Origin of the sequence: Spartinivicinus ruber (assembly GCF_011009015.1) — a bacterium.
Lineage (GTDB): Bacteria > Pseudomonadota > Gammaproteobacteria > Pseudomonadales > Zooshikellaceae > Spartinivicinus > Spartinivicinus ruber.
Genome location: NZ_CP048878.1, coordinates 4376935 through 4392924 on the forward strand (window position 1 = coordinate 4376935; position 15990 = coordinate 4392924).

The 15990-nt window shown below is 37.9% G+C and carries 12 protein-coding genes and 6 tRNA genes; 6 read left to right on the forward strand and 12 right to left on the reverse strand.

The annotated features are described in order from the left end of the window. The first annotated feature begins 86 nt into the window (after positions 1–86). Genes G4Y78_RS19665 through G4Y78_RS19675 form a run of 3 tightly spaced genes read left to right on the forward strand, consistent with a single transcriptional unit; the run spans position 87 to position 3351 of the window. Complete coding sequence (locus G4Y78_RS19665; protein ID WP_163834637.1) at positions 87–1358, forward strand: NAD(P)/FAD-dependent oxidoreductase; 1272 nt, start codon at positions 87–89, stop codon at positions 1356–1358. Beyond that, entirely contained in the window at positions 1340–2116 is a 777-nt protein-coding gene (locus G4Y78_RS19670) for a DUF1365 domain-containing protein (RefSeq protein ID WP_163834638.1), read from the forward strand. Before G4Y78_RS19665 ends, G4Y78_RS19670 begins: the two co-directional genes overlap by 19 nt. Then, the gene (locus tag G4Y78_RS19675) at positions 2110–3351 is read left to right on the forward strand and encodes an SAM-dependent methyltransferase (RefSeq protein WP_163834639.1); all 1242 of its coding nucleotides are present in this window, start codon (positions 2110–2112) and stop codon (positions 3349–3351) included. Before G4Y78_RS19670 ends, G4Y78_RS19675 begins: the two co-directional genes overlap by 7 nt. Before the next feature lie 4 nt (positions 3352–3355). On the opposite strand, the gene G4Y78_RS19680 is transcribed toward G4Y78_RS19675, so the two are convergent. From G4Y78_RS19680 to gltX, 8 genes are all read right to left on the reverse strand, one after another. Further along, positions 3356–3607, reverse strand: coding sequence for a SemiSWEET transporter (locus tag G4Y78_RS19680; protein ID WP_163834640.1), 252 nt, complete (start codon positions 3605–3607; stop codon positions 3356–3358). A 256-nt stretch (positions 3608–3863) separates the two neighbouring features. Next, positions 3864–3939: transfer RNA gene (locus G4Y78_RS19685), tRNA-Glu, on the reverse strand. A gap of 56 nt (positions 3940–3995) precedes the next feature. Beyond that, positions 3996–4071 (reverse strand) — tRNA-Gly (locus G4Y78_RS19690). A 46-nt stretch (positions 4072–4117) separates the two neighbouring features. Further along, a tRNA-Glu gene (locus G4Y78_RS19695) sits at positions 4118–4193 on the reverse strand. Between the two features lie 57 nt (positions 4194–4250). Then, positions 4251–4326, reverse strand: a tRNA-Gly gene (locus G4Y78_RS19700). Between the two features lie 46 nt (positions 4327–4372). After that, positions 4373–4448: transfer RNA gene (locus tag G4Y78_RS19705), tRNA-Glu, on the reverse strand. A 14-nt stretch (positions 4449–4462) separates the two neighbouring features. After that, positions 4463–4538 (reverse strand) — tRNA-Ala (locus G4Y78_RS19710). A 229-nt stretch (positions 4539–4767) separates the two neighbouring features. Next, positions 4768–6261, reverse strand: a complete 1494-nt coding sequence (gene gltX / locus G4Y78_RS19715; RefSeq protein WP_163834641.1) for a glutamate--tRNA ligase — start codon at positions 6259–6261, stop codon at positions 4768–4770. A gap of 623 nt (positions 6262–6884) precedes the next feature. On the opposite strand from gltX, the gene G4Y78_RS19720 reads away from it, so the two are divergent. Further along, complete coding sequence (locus tag G4Y78_RS19720) at positions 6885–10376, forward strand: indolepyruvate ferredoxin oxidoreductase family protein (RefSeq protein WP_163834642.1); 3492 nt, start codon at positions 6885–6887, stop codon at positions 10374–10376. 196 nt (positions 10377–10572) lie between these two features. On the opposite strand, the gene G4Y78_RS19725 is transcribed toward G4Y78_RS19720, so the two are convergent. The 3 genes from G4Y78_RS19725 to G4Y78_RS19735 form a co-directional block, all read right to left on the reverse strand. Continuing rightward, on the reverse strand, positions 10573–10812 hold the full coding sequence (locus tag G4Y78_RS19725) for a hypothetical protein (RefSeq protein ID WP_163834643.1): 240 nt from the start codon (positions 10810–10812) through the stop codon (positions 10573–10575). A 381-nt stretch (positions 10813–11193) separates the two neighbouring features. Then, complete coding sequence (locus G4Y78_RS19730) at positions 11194–11763, reverse strand: RICIN domain-containing protein (RefSeq protein ID WP_163834644.1); 570 nt, start codon at positions 11761–11763, stop codon at positions 11194–11196. Between the two features lie 163 nt (positions 11764–11926). After that, entirely contained in the window at positions 11927–13078 is a 1152-nt protein-coding gene (locus G4Y78_RS19735; protein WP_163834645.1) for a DUF1176 domain-containing protein, read from the reverse strand. A gap of 55 nt (positions 13079–13133) precedes the next feature. Between G4Y78_RS19735 and G4Y78_RS19740 the strand changes: the two genes are divergently transcribed. Together G4Y78_RS19740 and G4Y78_RS19745 are read left to right on the forward strand one after the other, a co-directional pair. Continuing rightward, positions 13134–13499, forward strand: a complete 366-nt coding sequence (locus G4Y78_RS19740; RefSeq protein ID WP_163834646.1) for a hypothetical protein — start codon at positions 13134–13136, stop codon at positions 13497–13499. Positions 13500–13802: 303 nt separating this feature from the next. Further along, on the forward strand, positions 13803–14642 hold the full coding sequence (locus tag G4Y78_RS19745; RefSeq protein WP_163834647.1) for a hypothetical protein: 840 nt from the start codon (positions 13803–13805) through the stop codon (positions 14640–14642). Between the two features lie 275 nt (positions 14643–14917). Here G4Y78_RS19745 and G4Y78_RS19750 read toward each other — a convergent pair whose 3' ends face one another. Then, complete coding sequence (locus G4Y78_RS19750; RefSeq protein ID WP_163834648.1) at positions 14918–15694, reverse strand: substrate-binding periplasmic protein; 777 nt, start codon at positions 15692–15694, stop codon at positions 14918–14920. Positions 15695–15990 lie beyond the last annotated feature (296 nt).

Here is a 15990-nt window from a genome sequence, read left to right on the forward strand (position 1 = left end):
TCTTAACCTTTACAAACCAGTTGAACTTATACAAAAATATAGCTAATCTTATACAAAATAAAAGATTGGTAAAAGAAAGAATCACCATGAGCAAACCAACAATCGCTATCATAGGCTCCGGTATTTCTGGGATAGCCACCGCCTGGCTGCTCCAGAAGCAATACCAAGTCACTATTTTTGAACGAAACAACTATCTGGGTGGCCATACTAATACAATTGAGGTAAAAGCTGGCCAGCAAGTCATCCCCGTTGATACTGGTTTTATCGTTTATAATCAGGCTAATTACCCTCACCTAACAGCCTTTTTCAATTGGCTAGATGTGAGAACCCAACCAACCGACATGAGCTTTAGTGTTTCTGTCAATAATGGCGAACTAGAGTATGCTGGCAGTAACTTAAACACTTTATTCTGCCAACGAAGGCAATTGATTAGCTCTAAATTCTGGCAATTACTTGCCGATATCATTCGATTTAATCATTTGGCTAAAAAATTTTTAGCCAGCAATCCATCTGCTGATGTCACGATGAAGTCTTTTTTACAGGACAACAAGTTTAACCCGTTTTTCAACCTAAACTATTTATTACCAATGGCTGCAGCCATTTGGTCTTGTCCAATAAATAAAATGTTACAGTTTCCAGCCACAAGTTTATTACGTTTTTTTTATAATCATGGATTGCTAAACATTACTGATCGACCTCAATGGCACTCTGTTTGTAATGGTAGTTATCATTACATCAAAGCGTTTTTAGCCCGATTTAATGGCACCTGGAAATTAAGCCAACCTATAAAAACAGTGATTCGACATAAAAATTATACGACAGTTATCACTACAAGTAATCAACAACAGCAATTTGATCAAGTAATTTTTGCTTGCCATGCTAATCAAGCCCTACAATTATTGGACAAGCCTTCACCCCAAGAAGCTTCAATATTAAATGCATTCAATTATCAAAAAAATATTGCTGTTCTTCATAGCGACAATCGATTAATGCCAACTAATAGGAGAGCCTGGTCAGCCTGGAATTACCAACGTACACAACAGAATTCACAAGTGTCCGTCACTTATTGGATTAACCTGCTTCAAAGACTTACGACTGAGCAACAATTTTTTGTTACCCTTAACCCAGTTGTCGAGCCCATCCCCAAAAAAACCATTAAAATAATCGAATACCAACACCCTGTATTTAATACAGCCGCCATCCAAGCTCAACAAGAGCTAGCCAGTATTCAAGGTCAAAAAAGAAGTTGGTTTTGTGGCAGCTATACTGGCTATGGTTTTCATGAGGATGGCTTTAAGTCAGCTCTCTCAGTGGCCAACTTACTCAACTGTGAAGCACCATGGCAACAGATGAATTAACCTATAACACTCCACGGCTATTTATTGGTAAAGTATCTCATCAACGTTTCTTTCCAATACGATACCGGTTTACATATCGTGTTTTTAGCATTGCAGTCAATATCGATAAACTTGAAGACACTTTTTCAAAAAGTAAATTTATATCACTAGACAAATGGAACCTATTTAGTTTTTATCGCGCTGACTTCGGTCCAAAAGGTAAAATGAAGCTTCGGCCATGGGTAAACCAGTCGCTACTTAAAGCAGGTATAAGCTTCCAGCCAGATAATGTTGAGTTATTTTGTTTTCCTCGGGTTTTAGGTTACTCTTTTAACCCACTTGCTATTTGGTATTGCTATAAAGACTCCCAATTAATCGCTGCTATTTTAGAAGTACATAATACTTTTAAAGAAACCCATACATATATAATCAACTGCGTTAAAGATAAAACCCTTACTGGCAAAGCTAATAAGTCTTTTCATGTATCCCCTTTTATTAGTATGGATGCACGATACCAGTTTAAAATTAAAGATAAACCAACTACAAGAACAATATCTATATGCCAATACCAACAAGATACTTTACTGTTGATTGCCAATCAGTACGCTAAAGAAATACCTTTTTCTTCGGGTAATTTATTAAAGATATTTTTATCAATCCCACTGATGACTTGGAAAGTAATTGTAATGATTCATTGGCAAGCACTAAAAATATGGTTAAAAGGCGTTACTTTCTACCCTCATCCTAATTACAGACATAGCAAGGATAAACAATGTTAAGAAGTTCTCTCAATTCTATTAATCAACACTCCAGTACCTCATGGTATGAAAAGTTTTGTCTAAAAAAACTATTTAAGCTGCTTAATAACACTCAATATGGAGTGATAACAGTCTACTACGATGACAATACTTATCATATAGAAGGAAAACAAACAGGTCCCTCTGCTAATATAAACATCAATAATTTAACAAAAATGTTAATACTTTTAATACGTAAGTCAGATATTGGTTTTGCGGAGGGTTATATTGAAGGATACTGGACTACAACTCATTTAACTAACTGCCTATTATTTTTTGCTATTAATGAACCTTGCTTCAAGCCATCTATTTTAACATCAGTTTGGAATAGGTTAAAAAATAAATGGTTACACTTTAGAGCCAGAAACTCTCTCTTAGGATCAAAACAGAATATTCAATTTCATTACGACCTTGGTAATGAGTTTTATAAATTATGGCTAGATGAAACCATGACATATTCTAGCGGCATTTATCAAAAACCCGCGGATACACTTATACAAGCTCAGAGTAATAAGTATCATCGAATATATAAGCAGTTAAACCCCAAACCAGGAGCAACCATCCTTGAAATTGGCTGCGGCTGGGGAGGCTTTGCAGCTTACGCAGTTGAACAAGGAAGCAAAGTGCTCGGCATTACCCTGTCAAATGAACAGTTTCAATATTGTCAGCAACAATTTTCTAGCCAAGCCAAATTATCGGCTGCCAGTTTCAAACAACTAGACTACCGTCACTTAGAAAATACCTATTCTTATATCGTTTCCATAGAAATGTTTGAAGCCGTAGGAGAGCAATATTGGCATACCTACTTTAAGCAACTTGAAAGTTGTTTAAAGCCAGGAGGCACTGCAGTTTTACAAGTTATTACGATTAATGAAATATTTTTTGAGGGATATCGTAGCCGACCTGATTTTATTCAGCTGTATATCTTTCCTGGCGGTATGCTGCCTACGCGTAGTAAAGTAGTTAGCCTGGCAGAGCAGCATAACCTTCAAATAAACAACCTGATTAGTATTGGTGAAAGCTATAAGCACACGCTTCAAGACTGGCTAGCAAACTTCACTAACAATCAAGAAGCGCTGGACAGAATAGGGTTTGACAAAAAGTTTAGGAAAACTTGGAGATATTATCTTGCCTATTGTATTGCCGGTTTTGTATGTAATCGTATTGACACTATACAAGTCACATTACAGAAACCGGTCAACCCACAACAGCAGTAAACACCTAGCCATGTCTTAACTTCAACACAAGTACAATAGAAGAAAGTATCAGTGTAATAACATTAGCAATGATCATTGGCCAGTTTACCAGCATAATCCCATAAACCAACCATAGTGCTACACCAAATACAAAAATACAGTACATGAAAACAGAGATACCCGCAGTATCTCTGTGCTTAATAATATGCAATACCTGAGGTAAAAAGGCTAATGTAGTACAAAATGCAGCAAAATAACCAATCAGAGCATCATTCATAACTAAAAATCCAACAACTGTTAAGAAAGCTGCTTAGCTAGAGTCAGCGCCAAAGCAAGCACTATACTGCTACAGCAAAGATACTGCCAACAAGCCAAGTAGAACTTATCTATCAAATTGATAACAAACGCAAAACACCGCCTAACAGCGGTAATCAAGATCAACTATGTGGGTCTATTTAGGATTCACCTGCTTTAAGTGTCTCTAGTTCAGGTGACTAATATTCTGCTGATTATAATGATTGGTATAACTAAAGTGGCGTCCCCTAGGGGACTCGAACCCCTGTTACCGCCGTGAAAGGGCGGTGTCCTAGGCCACTAGACGAAGGGGACTGCATAAAAACCTTCGTTAATGATTAACGTTGCCAACTGATGCTGACTTTTAAAATTGGAGCGGGAAACGAGACTCGAACTCGCGACCCCAACCTTGGCAAGGTTGTGCTCTACCAACTGAGCTATTCCCGCAAATTTAAAGTAATCTAACAGTTATAGTATCACTTTAAATAAATAGTGGCGTCCCCTAGGGGACTCGAACCCCTGTTACCGCCGTGAAAGGGCGGTGTCCTAGGCCACTAGACGAAGGGGACTGCTTAAAGCCTTCGTAAAGGATCAAAAAAGCCGACATATGCCGACCCTTAAAAATTTGGAGCGGGAAACGAGACTCGAACTCGCGACCCCAACCTTGGCAAGGTTGTGCTCTACCAACTGAGCTATTCCCGCAAATTTAAAGTGATCTATCAGTTATAGCATCACTTTAAATAAATAGTGGCGTCCCCTAGGGGACTCGAACCCCTGTTACCGCCGTGAAAGGGCGGTGTCCTAGGCCACTAGACGAAGGGGACGCATTTTAAAACTTTGGTGGAGCCAGGCGGGATCGAACCGCCGACCTCTACAATGCCATTGTAGCGCTCTCCCAGCTGAGCTATGGCCCCAAGCTTTGCGTCGCCTCTCCAACCCATGTTTTTACACATGATGTTGGGCATTAGGCTTTTCACTTCTTCAACTTCAGTGCCTTAGCGCTCGGCTCAGCCCCGAAATGTGGTGCGCATTCTATGTAGCAATGTCTTGTGTGTCAAGCATTTATCATCAAAATATCTTTACTCATCTTGATGATAAGAGACTAACCAGAGGCAGGATTCAACCCAACTCTGGCTTATTTTTTTAAGTTAGCGATTCATTATCTAACTGACGAAACTCCTTCTCCCAGCGTTTAGCTTCTTTCTTTGACATACTACCTAACACTTCAACTCCATAGCGTAATCTAGCACGGGAGAGATCTGGTCCTAGTAATGACATTGCATCCAATACAGACACTGATGAGCCTGAGCCAGTAATTGCGACAAAGATAGGGAACAGAAACTCTTTAAACTTTACATCCATATTTTTGGCTAACTGGCTAAGTGCCTGATAAATGGCATCCTTAGTCCAATCTTGCAGCTGTTCCACAGTCCAAGTCGTAAACTGTAGTATTTTTCGACAGCTGTCTAAATCGAGTTTTTTATGACTAAAATCAGCCTCTCCAATTTGCACCATGCCAGCTAAAAAGAAACCCGCCAGTGGTAGTGCATCAGAAAAAGTTTCAACCCGACTTTGAATTAGCGGAATAATCGGCTTTAAATAGTTTTCATTAATCGCCCACTGTTGCATCCGCCCTGCAAACTCATCAGTAGATAAGTTTCTTAACCACTGTCCATTCAACCAGCTTAGTTTTTCCTGATCAAAAATCGGCCCACCAAGCGATACTCGTTTTATATCAAAATGATCAATCATTTCCTGTAAAGAGAACTGTTCTCTTTCATCAGGCATCGACCACCCCATCCGTCCCATGTAATTCAATAACGCTTCAGGCATAAAGCCCATTCGCTCATAGTAATTGATACTGGTAGGGTTTTTCCGCTTACTTAGCTTGCTTTTATCTGGGTTGCGTAGCAACGGCATATGACACAACTGTGGCATTTGCCAATCAAAATACTGATACAACAGCTGATGTTTAGGTGCCGAGTTAATCCATTCTTCGCCACGAATCACATGGGTGATACCCATTAAATGATCATCCACTACATTAGCTAGATGATAGGTTGGCATACCATCTTGCTTGAGCAAGATCTGCATGTCCACTTGGGACCATTCAATTTCTATTTTTCCCCTCAGCATATCATCAATAACACAAACACCCTGTTCCGGTATCTTCATCCGGATAACATGAGGCTCACCAGCTACCAAGCGCTGTTGCACTTCTTCTTCAGTTAATGCTAAGCCACGCCCATCATACTTAGGGGTTTCTTTACGGGCCATTTGCTCTTTACGCATTTCATCCAGTTCTTCAGGCGTTGCGAAGCAGTAAAATGCATGACCTTGGACGACTAACTGTTCTGCATATTGACGATAAATATCTCCCCGCTCACTTTGCCGGTAAGGGCCAAATTCCCCCCCAACATCAGGACCTTCATCCCACTCCAGCCCTAACCACTTGAGGGAATCCAAAATCATCTGTTCAGAAGCTTCAGTGCTGCGAGCCTGGTCTGTATCTTCTATACGTAAAATAAACTGACCACCGTGTTGACGAGCAAAACACAGATTAAATAAGGCTATATAAGCCGTGCCCACATGTGGATCACCAGTTGGTGAAGGAGCAATTCTTGTGCGAACAGTCATAAATTTTATCTAAATAAGTATTGGTTTGTGTCTAAGAGGGGAATTATACGGGCAGTCAAGCTATATCACTAGTCTTTGAGGATACCAGGGTATTTACAAAAAATGGGAGTTACAAAACTTCAGGATATATTGACAGTACTTTTACTTATTGGTTAGCCTGTAGTTCATTTTGCAACCACTCCTCACAAAGGAGAACTGGTTGAGCAACATAAAAATAAGCCATAACAAGTAGCAAACCCAAAATAAAAGAATGCCCAATAATTTATTCTATTAGCATTCTCAATAAATTCACTAAAACGGATGTTGTGGCTAATGTACCCCATATGAAGGGTATAACTATAATTAAAAACTGTGATGCAGTGATCCTGCATACGAGGATAAAACCATGCCCCAGCTAACGAATAATAACTATAGATTAACTCCCCATACTTCCCCCCATCATATAAGCTCTAATCAATCTGATACTTATCTAATTATTGCTTTCACGACTTAATCATTCATCAAGCCAAACAAAAAAACAAATAACAATTAAACAAGTTCAACTTGTACCAATTTATAAAAAGCTTTTGTAGCAGAACACAGCTAACGCTGTTTTGTTACAGCCTGATAGATAGGAGTCAGTTATGGCATTAACTGCAGTTACCCTTGATGATAAATATACACAACAACAAGGAATGGTATTATTAACAGGTATTCAGGCACTTACCCGGCTGCCATTAATGCAGGCACAATTAGATAAACAGCAGGGATTGAATACAGCCGGGTTTATTTCAGGCTATCGTGGTTCACCCCTTGGAGGCTTTGACAAATCCCTATGGGAAGCGAAAGAACTCTTAGCCGAGCATAATATTGAATTTATTCCTGGCATTAACGAAGACTTAGGCGCTACAGCCGTATGGGGCTCTCAACAGCCCCAACTATTTCCAGATGCCCGCTATCAAGGAGTATTTGGTCTTTGGTATGGAAAAGGCCCTGGGGTTGACCGCACAGGCGATGTATTCAAACATGCTAATGCGGCAGGTTCCAGCCAGCATGGTGGTGTCCTTGCGGTTGCAGGTGATGATCACGCTTGCAAGTCCTCCACACTCCCCCATCAAAGTGACTACGCCTTTATTGATGCAATGATGCCTGTACTTTACCCCGCCAATGTTCAAGAAGTCATTGAGTATGGTTTATATGGCTGGGCACTATCCCGCTATAGTGGCTGCTGGGTAGGTTTTAAATGTTTGGGCGAAGTAATGGACTCTAGCATGCGAGTAGATATTGGCCTGAATAATTTTCAAATAATACTACCCTCTGACTTTACGTTACCATCAGGTGGTTTAAATATTCGCTGGCCAGATCTTCCACCAGAGCAAGAAGCCCGTTTACATCAATATAAACTACCTGCTGCTCAAGCATTTGTAAGAGCCAACCAGCTCGACCGCTCCATTTGGCGAACCGAGAATAGCAAAATAGGCATTATCACAGCTGGTAAGTCTTATCTCGACGTTATCCAAGCTATATCTGATTTAGGAATCAATGAAACAATTGCCAAGCAAATTGGCTTAGCCATTTATAAAGTTGCTGTCGTTTGGCCTCTAGAACCGACTCAACTAAATCAGTTTGCCAAGGGGCTTGATAAGCTGATCGTTATTGAAGAAAAACGTCCTCTTCTGGAAAATCAGATTAAACAACTGTTGTATGAGTTACCTGACAATATAAAACCTGAAATTATTGGTAAAACCAATACCAATCAACCACTACTACCCTCAACACTAGAGCTCAAGGTTAGCCAAATTACTCAGGCTTTGGCTCAACAAATCATCACCAGCATTCCATCCCCGCTGTTAAAACAAAAATTAAACATTGAGCAACGACTTAAACAACTTACTGAAAAGCAGCAAGCATTAGCTGAGCCAAAACAACGTCTTAGTCGAACCCCACACTTTTGTTCTGGCTGCCCTCATAATGTCTCTACCAAAGTCCCTGATGGAAGCCGGGCAATCGCTGGCATTGGCTGCCATTATATGGTGACCTGGATGGATCGCCAAACTGACACTTTTACCCAAATGGGTGGTGAAGGAGTTACCTGGATCGGACAAGCCCCTTTTTCTAATACTAAACATGTCTTTCAAAATTTAGGTGATGGCACTTATTTTCACTCAGGGATATTAGCTATTCGAGCCTGTGTAGCTGCCAAAGTGAATATCACTTTTAAAGTTCTTTATAACGATGCTGTGGCAATGACTGGTGGCCAATCGGTCGACGGTCAACTCTCCGTACAACAAATTACCCAACAAGTGTACGCTGAAGGGGTTAGAAAAATTGTTGTGGTTAGCGATAACCCCAATCAAATAAACATACAACAAGGCTTTGCCCCTAATGTCACTCTTCACCATCGTGAAGAATTAGATGTATTACAAAAACAGCTAAGAGAGTATACAGGTACCAGTGTCTTAGTTTACCAACAAACCTGTGCAACAGAAAAACGTCGCCGACATAAACGTAAAGCGTTTATTGACTCACCTCGCCGATTAATGATTAACCCTGACGTTTGTGAAGGCTGCGGAGATTGCAGTGAACAGTCCAATTGTCTTTCCATTGTGCCCAAAGAAACACCTTTTGGCAGAAAGCGGATGATCGATCAGTCTGCCTGCAACAAAGACTACACTTGTAGCAAAGGCTTTTGCCCTAGCTTTGTTAGCATTATTGGTGGACAAACCCGCAAAAAACAAGCCGAACTACAACCTGATTTACCCAGTAATCAACCTAAAATTCCTGGCTGTAAAGTACCCTATAATATTTTAATTACTGGCGTTGGCGGCACGGGAGTAGTGACTATTAGCGCTATTTTAGCCATGGCAGCTCACATTGCAGGTAAAGGTGTTACAACCCTTGATCAAACAGGCTTGGCACAAAAGTTTGGTGCCGTTAGCAGCCATGTACGAATTGCCGATGAACAACAGGCCTTGGCCTGTGCGCAAATCCCTGCCACCAGCGTTAACCTGTTACTCGCCTGCGATCTTATGGTCGCTAATAGTGACGATGCATTAGACAAATTATCTGCTCTCCATACCCAGGCAGTAATCAATACTCAGCAATCAATGCCCGGTAGCTTTGCGAAAAACCCCAATTTAGTTTTTCCTGGCGAAGACATGTTATCAACCTTAGAACAATATACTCAGCAACAATTTGCTATTCCCGCGCAGCAATTAGCTACAGCCTTGTTAGGCGATGCAATTGCCACCAATTTATTTATGGTTGGCTACGCTTGGCAACAGGGGTTAATTCCTTTACCTGAACGCGCTATTATGCGAGCCATCGAATTAAATGGTGTCGCAGTGGATTTTAACCAAACAGCATTTATTTGGGGACGTAAAGCAGCTGAAAACCTAGCGACAGTACAACAACATGCCAGTGCAACACCTCAACAGCAGATTATAAAAAATCAAGAAGAAGGTTTATCTGAAATTATTGAAAAATATAAAACTCATTTAACAGCTTATCAAAATAAGACTTACGCTAACCAATACGAGCAGTTAATTAATAAAGTTGCTACAAAAGAGCACGAGAAATGCAAAGGCCAAGAGCAGCTAGCTAAAGCTGTTGCTGAAAATTATGGCAAACTTCTCGCTTACAAAGACGAATATGAAGTGGCCCGTTTATATAGTGATAATCATTTTTGGAAGCTAATCGACCAGCAATTTGAAGGCAATTACAAAGTAGCGTTTCACTTAGCCCCACCATTACTTAGCAAACGAAACCCTGCAACTGGGCTACCTGAAAAACGTCAATTTGGTCCTTGGTTAAAGCCTTTGATGAAGGGATTGGCACAACTCAAATGGCTGCGAAATACACCATTCGATCCCTTTTCTTATACTAGTGATAGAAAACTCGAAAAAATGCTTATCAACAATTACGAAGAAGATATTGCGTTAATTTTAGAAAAACTCAATTTATTTAATTATGAAATTGCCATCCAAATAGCCAAATTACCTAGTAAAATAAAAGGTTTTGGCCATATAAAAGAACAGAGCTATCAGCAAGTGCATCAGGAGTTTGAAGAGCTACTCAAACATTTTCGTTCAAGAACACAAGCTAGTCCTGCGCAATTCATCACTGTTCAACCATAATCTTAAGGAATACTTAAAAATTCAAGTTACTAAACAAAAATGCCCAGCATGTTAGCTGGGCATTTTTTATTTTATTTGCTAAGTCTATCAAATTGAATTTTTATAACTTCTATCTATTAATACTGTTTTTCAATTTGTTAACTCTAAGCATTCAACACAGGACTGTCACTAACAAATGAGTCAGCATACTTAATACCTAGGCATCTAAGGTAAACTCATTTACCTCAACACTGGTACTTGTTTTCCTTCCATCAGCAAGTAGATAGAGACAAGTAGCAACGGAGCCAACCACGAGTAAACCAATCGCATAGTTATCGCCAAAGTTAAGTCCAATCAACCCTATTGCAATGAATGCTAAACCTAATAACTGCATGTTATGATTAATACCTGAAATAGCTTCTACATCACTATGACTTATAATAAACAAGCGTTTCATAAGCCATTTGAATAACTTGTAAGCTATTCTACCATGACTATTCATTACTTATTGAGAAGTCAGTGGCCTTCAAAGGCATAAACATTACTCAGCTTGAACAAACACACCGACAACCCACAAAAAGTAAACAGACACAAATATTTTTCCTAGTTTTGTGCAGTCAATATTAACCCATCTATTTATAGAAATAGTAAATGAATACTTCATTCTCTCTAAAAGCATAGAGAGCTACAGGCTAATTCATTTCTAAGGAGTAAGTGTGAGTTTTCTGAAGAAGCTTAACTAACAAAACTATTCCTACTACCAAATTATTTATAGCAGGAATAGCTCATCACTAATCACTTAAAACATTCCTTGCTAACAAAGTAAGTAATAATTTTATTACCAACGAAACTGGTGTTCACTTACCCCACTTACGGGCATTAACTTTAATTGGTTGTCATTAGTATTATACTCCAAAGCAAAATTTGGGTTAGCTTTATTACGCAAAGTGCTATTTTCCCAAAACCACTGTTGATGAGTATATCCAGAACAATTCGCCAACCGGACTATAGAGCCAATTTTAAAGTATTTCCCTACATCAAGACATAAACTTGACATTATTTGAGATCGTAGCTCGCCTTTTTCAGTCATCAGCCAATGGCTTCTTTCATCTTCCAAACAATAAGCATGATTATTAATGATTACTTCATCACCACTTACCGTTAAACAACCACCTAAGGAAGACACAATGGCTTTATAAGAGCCATCAGGAGTGAATCGAGCTGACAGACCAGACTGAAGTGCTGGTTGAAGAGGTGATACCTCAACAGACTGAACTTTGAGGTCAACCACCTCTTCCTCAACAGGATATAAAATATGATCGCTTGTATATGGAAAAGCATTTACCAATTGAAAATAGCCGCTAAATACAGCAACAATAATGGTAAGACTACATTTTTTGTATATCACAAGCGAAACCTAGTTTTATGAAATCATTTTTTGTAAATGGCTATAAAACAAACAACACTAGCTTTAGAGTCAATACGACCAAACATACTATCCCAGCTTTGACCATTAGTCATCACCTCATACTTTTCATCGTTACAAACCAATATTCCTCTACACATAAGTATCAGTCTTTAATTATCTTACTAATAAATGTATACATAGGATCAATTCCTCCTCCTGCTACTGAACGACAAAGACCAGTATCATAAGCTTGAGCTAACTGAAAGCTATTCCCATCAAATACCCATTCTTCATGGTCAAAGCAATCTCCAAGCCCTCTTCCTTTATGAGCCCTCCCAACACGCCCAGCTTGATAATAAGTAGCAGAATCTGTTACCAATTTAGGATTGTACGGTTTCTTATTATTAATCAACCATACACCGTAGCCATAGTTATATGCTCCGTGCCAACAAAGCATCTTTATTATAGCTTGATTATCATTTAACTCAGCAAACTCCATTTTTGAAAAAAAATCATCTTTATATGCTACGTACTTTTCTACTTCACATTCTTTTTTATCGGTATTTTTTATTAACTCTGCTAGCAATTCACGATAACGATTATCATCTAAGCTAATTACAGATGTTTTTTCATCATGCACTCTTGCAAGCTTTATCTTAGGTATAGACTGAGGAGCTAATAGCTTCTTTTGCGCTTGATCACCTTTTACAACCAAAGCACTGGGCGTGTTTAGCCGCTGTTGAAATTCATCCATCTTTCTAAATACAGCACTGACTCCCTTATCAGAAAGTTCCCAAGTTGTATGACCAGCGCTAAATACAACTTCAGCATCTTTCTGCGGTAAAGCATCTAAGAGCGCTTTTACTTGAGAGTGATTCAAGGTGCCATCACTCATCAAACTGCCCCAATTTTTCTTATTAATTGTCAGGGTTAACGAATCAAAATGGCCAGTCTTTTCCTCAATAAAAACCTTGCCTTTGACTTCTGCACTCTCACCAGCCTCTCGCGTGAACATTACCGCAATCGATGAACGATGGCTTCTACCTTCCGCCGTATATCCAGCTGCGCGACATGTTCCTGAATTATCACAAACTAAGTACCAATCCTTATGCTCAAATGAGATCCCTTCAAGGGAGTAACTTATTGAACTGAACACTGCCAGTACACAAAACAAACTGCACTTAATCAACATAAAATCAACCTTCTGCAAATGAATTTCCGGTAAACCAATCACTTTACCACCTGCACAAAATTTACGAATAAAGAACTTAAGCTTTGCAAATATTACCAGTAATATACACCTTTTACTAATCATTAAATCATCCCTGAGATTAACAGCAACTGATTACAGGAGCTTTATTGCCTGGTTTATGAAAAAGATTATAATTACTTTATCTTTGTTAATTATGATATTTGCTAGCGGTGCACTTTTTCTAAAATGGGCTGAAAAAGGGTTAGCAACTCCAGATTGGGAAGTAATCAGCCCAAATAAAAAATTTAAAATTGTGATTTATTGTGTTGCAGAATATAAATCATTTGCAAAACTATATAACAATGAAACCGGAGTGTTCATTGGTGAGAGTCCAGTTGTTGATTCTGGGGCAGGAACGGGGATTTGGTGGGATCCTGATGGCTATCTCGCTTTTTTAGACATGTCTATGCTTTTCGATATTGGAGAATTTGACACAAAACACACTACTTTTACTGAATTACGCCAGTACAAAATAAATAATTAACACTTTATAGTACTAATAACAAAACGAAATTACCCTGGCAGTAAGATATGCGAAAATTTAAGCAAGAGCCTTCACACTATTCGATATAGCACTCTGGTTATCTTGCAGCTCAAGAGCTGCAAGATGCTCGCAACCACCGACTTTCCACCTCTTACAGAAGCATAAGCATGTAAATGACAGTTGGTGTTACTCTTTTGCTATTAAAGACAATCAAAGCTAGATTTTCATGTTGGCGATAATAATCAGACCTATCTATTATAGTTTTATTGCATAATATTGAACGGCTAGGGTGAGGAATTTATTATGGCATCTAACCTCCAACAAGTTGCAATAAAAAGTTTTATGGCTCAAGCTTCAACTAAAACTGTAATATTCATCATAATAATTACTGCACTCATAATATCTATCCTTATTTTTCTAAATGAAAATATAACGTTTACTCCAAATGCACAGGGTTTTACTGATTTGATAAACACCTTTAAAGTTCCGTTAGTAATTCTTAGTTTATTAATACCTATTCTAGGAATCATGGCAGCACATCACCGTTCTATACAATCTGCAGAGCAAATACGTATCATAGAAGAACAACGTATATTTTCAAACTACTTTAAGCACTATGAAATGTTTGGAAAGCATCTTGATAATATAGAAAATATATCCTTTTACTCAAAAACATCATTACATGAACTTTTTTACCCTCATTCCAAGGCAGGAAATTTAAGTATAGACATTAACCTAAAAGACACTGTAGATGATCTTATTAAAGAGACTATCGCTAACCTAAAACAACTAAACATAAATGAAGACCCATCTCAAAGAAGTTTTTTTACTGCCTTTGAAAAAGTAGAAAGTAACTTACAAAAAATTGAAGAGGTGACAAATATTGAACACAATGATAGAAAAAAATATAAAACCATCTTAGATGACTGTCCACTTGCATTTAAGGGCTTAGATGTCAAAGAAACTGGGTTAAAAGCTTATTTTACTATTGCCCATACTTATTTATCCCAAGTAGACCAACTATTCAAATTTGAATTTGGTAACATTCCTAAAAAAATTTATAAAAACGAAATTAAAGACCTTTTAAACAAAGGTGCCTTGCCCGAAGAAGATTACAATAATCTAGTAGGTAAACTAAGGTAGCTTAATAGGTCAACGACTATTGTTATAAATACAGGTGAACATCTACCTGCGCTTTATTCTGATGTAAATAGCTACATATTTTCATGCCTTCATAAAGACTGCACGTGATTATTTTACTCCCAACTGTATTACAAGTCATTTATGTAGTATGACTACATAAATGACTTGTGCCTTGCCGGGCGAAAAAATAGTCTACGGCATAGGTAATTAAAATAATATTAACAGGCCCTAACATCATAATTTAGTGTAAAATCACAAAACCAAAATATAAACAATTATTTATATTTTTTTATTACACTCTCAAACAGTCCTTTTTGAATTGCTGAATCATATGCATTCTTTATACTTTTTAACATGCCTTTAGAGACTGACTTTTTGGAAAACCCAAAATAAACGTAGTATTTATGAATAATATAATCATGTATTTTAAAATTCTTGTAGTCATCATTTTTCAAATTAAAGTTAGCCGCATAAAATTCATCAATCATACCCACAATTCTACCAGCATGCATTTTCTTTCTATTTAATTGACTAGAGTAATTAATTTCAAATTTATTAGAAAAAACTTCATCATTCATTAATTTATTTTTAAATTTTTCTCCTCTATAAGCTCCTTTCTGCCTACCAATCTTTCCTGTAATTTTTTTAAGATCATCCAATGAGTTAATTTCTAGTTTAATATCATCTCTAAGAACAAGGACCACAGACTCATCCATTTGAGGACCAATAAAATGCATATATTTTTTTCTTTCCTCTGTTATTGATAAATTTGTCATCATATCAATGCCGCCGCTTCTCATCAATTCAATTGCTCGGCTCCAACTAACCTTCTCATAAGCAAAAGTACAACCTGCTTCTTTAAGCAATATTTTTCCTAATTCAATAGATAAGCCTGTCCAATCTCCAGAAGGAGTTTTTATATAAAATGGCAGTGTAACACTTACACGAATTCTCATATGGCATGTTGCCCACGAATTTGTTTCAAATATAAAATAAATTAAAAAATAATTTACCAAAAGGCGAATAATTAAAGAACTAGAGATAGCATTCATTATATAAGCTCTTTATAAACATAGCTAAAACTATATAAATTATAGCTGACCGGATATACCTTATACATATTAATGCATTTAACTCAAGTACAACAAAATAATATTTTTTCTGGATTCCACCAAGGGTATGAAAAAATTGATACACTCTTTTCATCTGCATCTACATTCCGTGCCACTGTACTCTGATGCTAATAGCCAAATACATCAGCAATGTCTTTCTCAATACACCAAAGCTCGCTGCTTATATCCAGTGCACAAACAACAATTGATCCTAATAAAAATAGAGTTAAATCATT

Bases quoted from the DNA above. Each gene is read 5' to 3' on its own strand.
- G4Y78_RS19735 (WP_163834645.1), bottom strand. From the start codon at position 13,078: ATGATTAGTAAAAGGTGTATATTACTGGTAATATTTGCAAAGCTTAAG.
- G4Y78_RS19670 (WP_163834638.1), top strand. From the start codon at position 1,340: ATGGCAACAGATGAATTAACCTATAACACTCCACGGCTATTTATTGGT.
- G4Y78_RS19725 (WP_163834643.1), bottom strand. From the start codon at position 10,812: ATGAAACGCTTGTTTATTATAAGTCATAGTGATGTAGAAGCTATTTCA.
- G4Y78_RS19680 (WP_163834640.1), bottom strand. From the start codon at position 3,607: ATGAATGATGCTCTGATTGGTTATTTTGCTGCATTTTGTACTACATTA.
- G4Y78_RS19720 (WP_163834642.1), top strand. From the start codon at position 6,885: ATGGCATTAACTGCAGTTACCCTTGATGATAAATATACACAACAACAA.
- G4Y78_RS19740 (WP_163834646.1), top strand. From the start codon at position 13,134: ATGAAAAAGATTATAATTACTTTATCTTTGTTAATTATGATATTTGCT.
- G4Y78_RS19675 (WP_163834639.1), top strand. From the start codon at position 2,110: ATGTTAAGAAGTTCTCTCAATTCTATTAATCAACACTCCAGTACCTCA.
- G4Y78_RS19750 (WP_163834648.1), bottom strand. From the start codon at position 15,694: ATGAATGCTATCTCTAGTTCTTTAATTATTCGCCTTTTGGTAAATTAT.
- gltX (WP_163834641.1), bottom strand. From the start codon at position 6,261: ATGACTGTTCGCACAAGAATTGCTCCTTCACCAACTGGTGATCCACAT.
- G4Y78_RS19665 (WP_163834637.1), top strand. From the start codon at position 87: ATGAGCAAACCAACAATCGCTATCATAGGCTCCGGTATTTCTGGGATA.
- G4Y78_RS19745 (WP_163834647.1), top strand. From the start codon at position 13,803: ATGGCATCTAACCTCCAACAAGTTGCAATAAAAAGTTTTATGGCTCAA.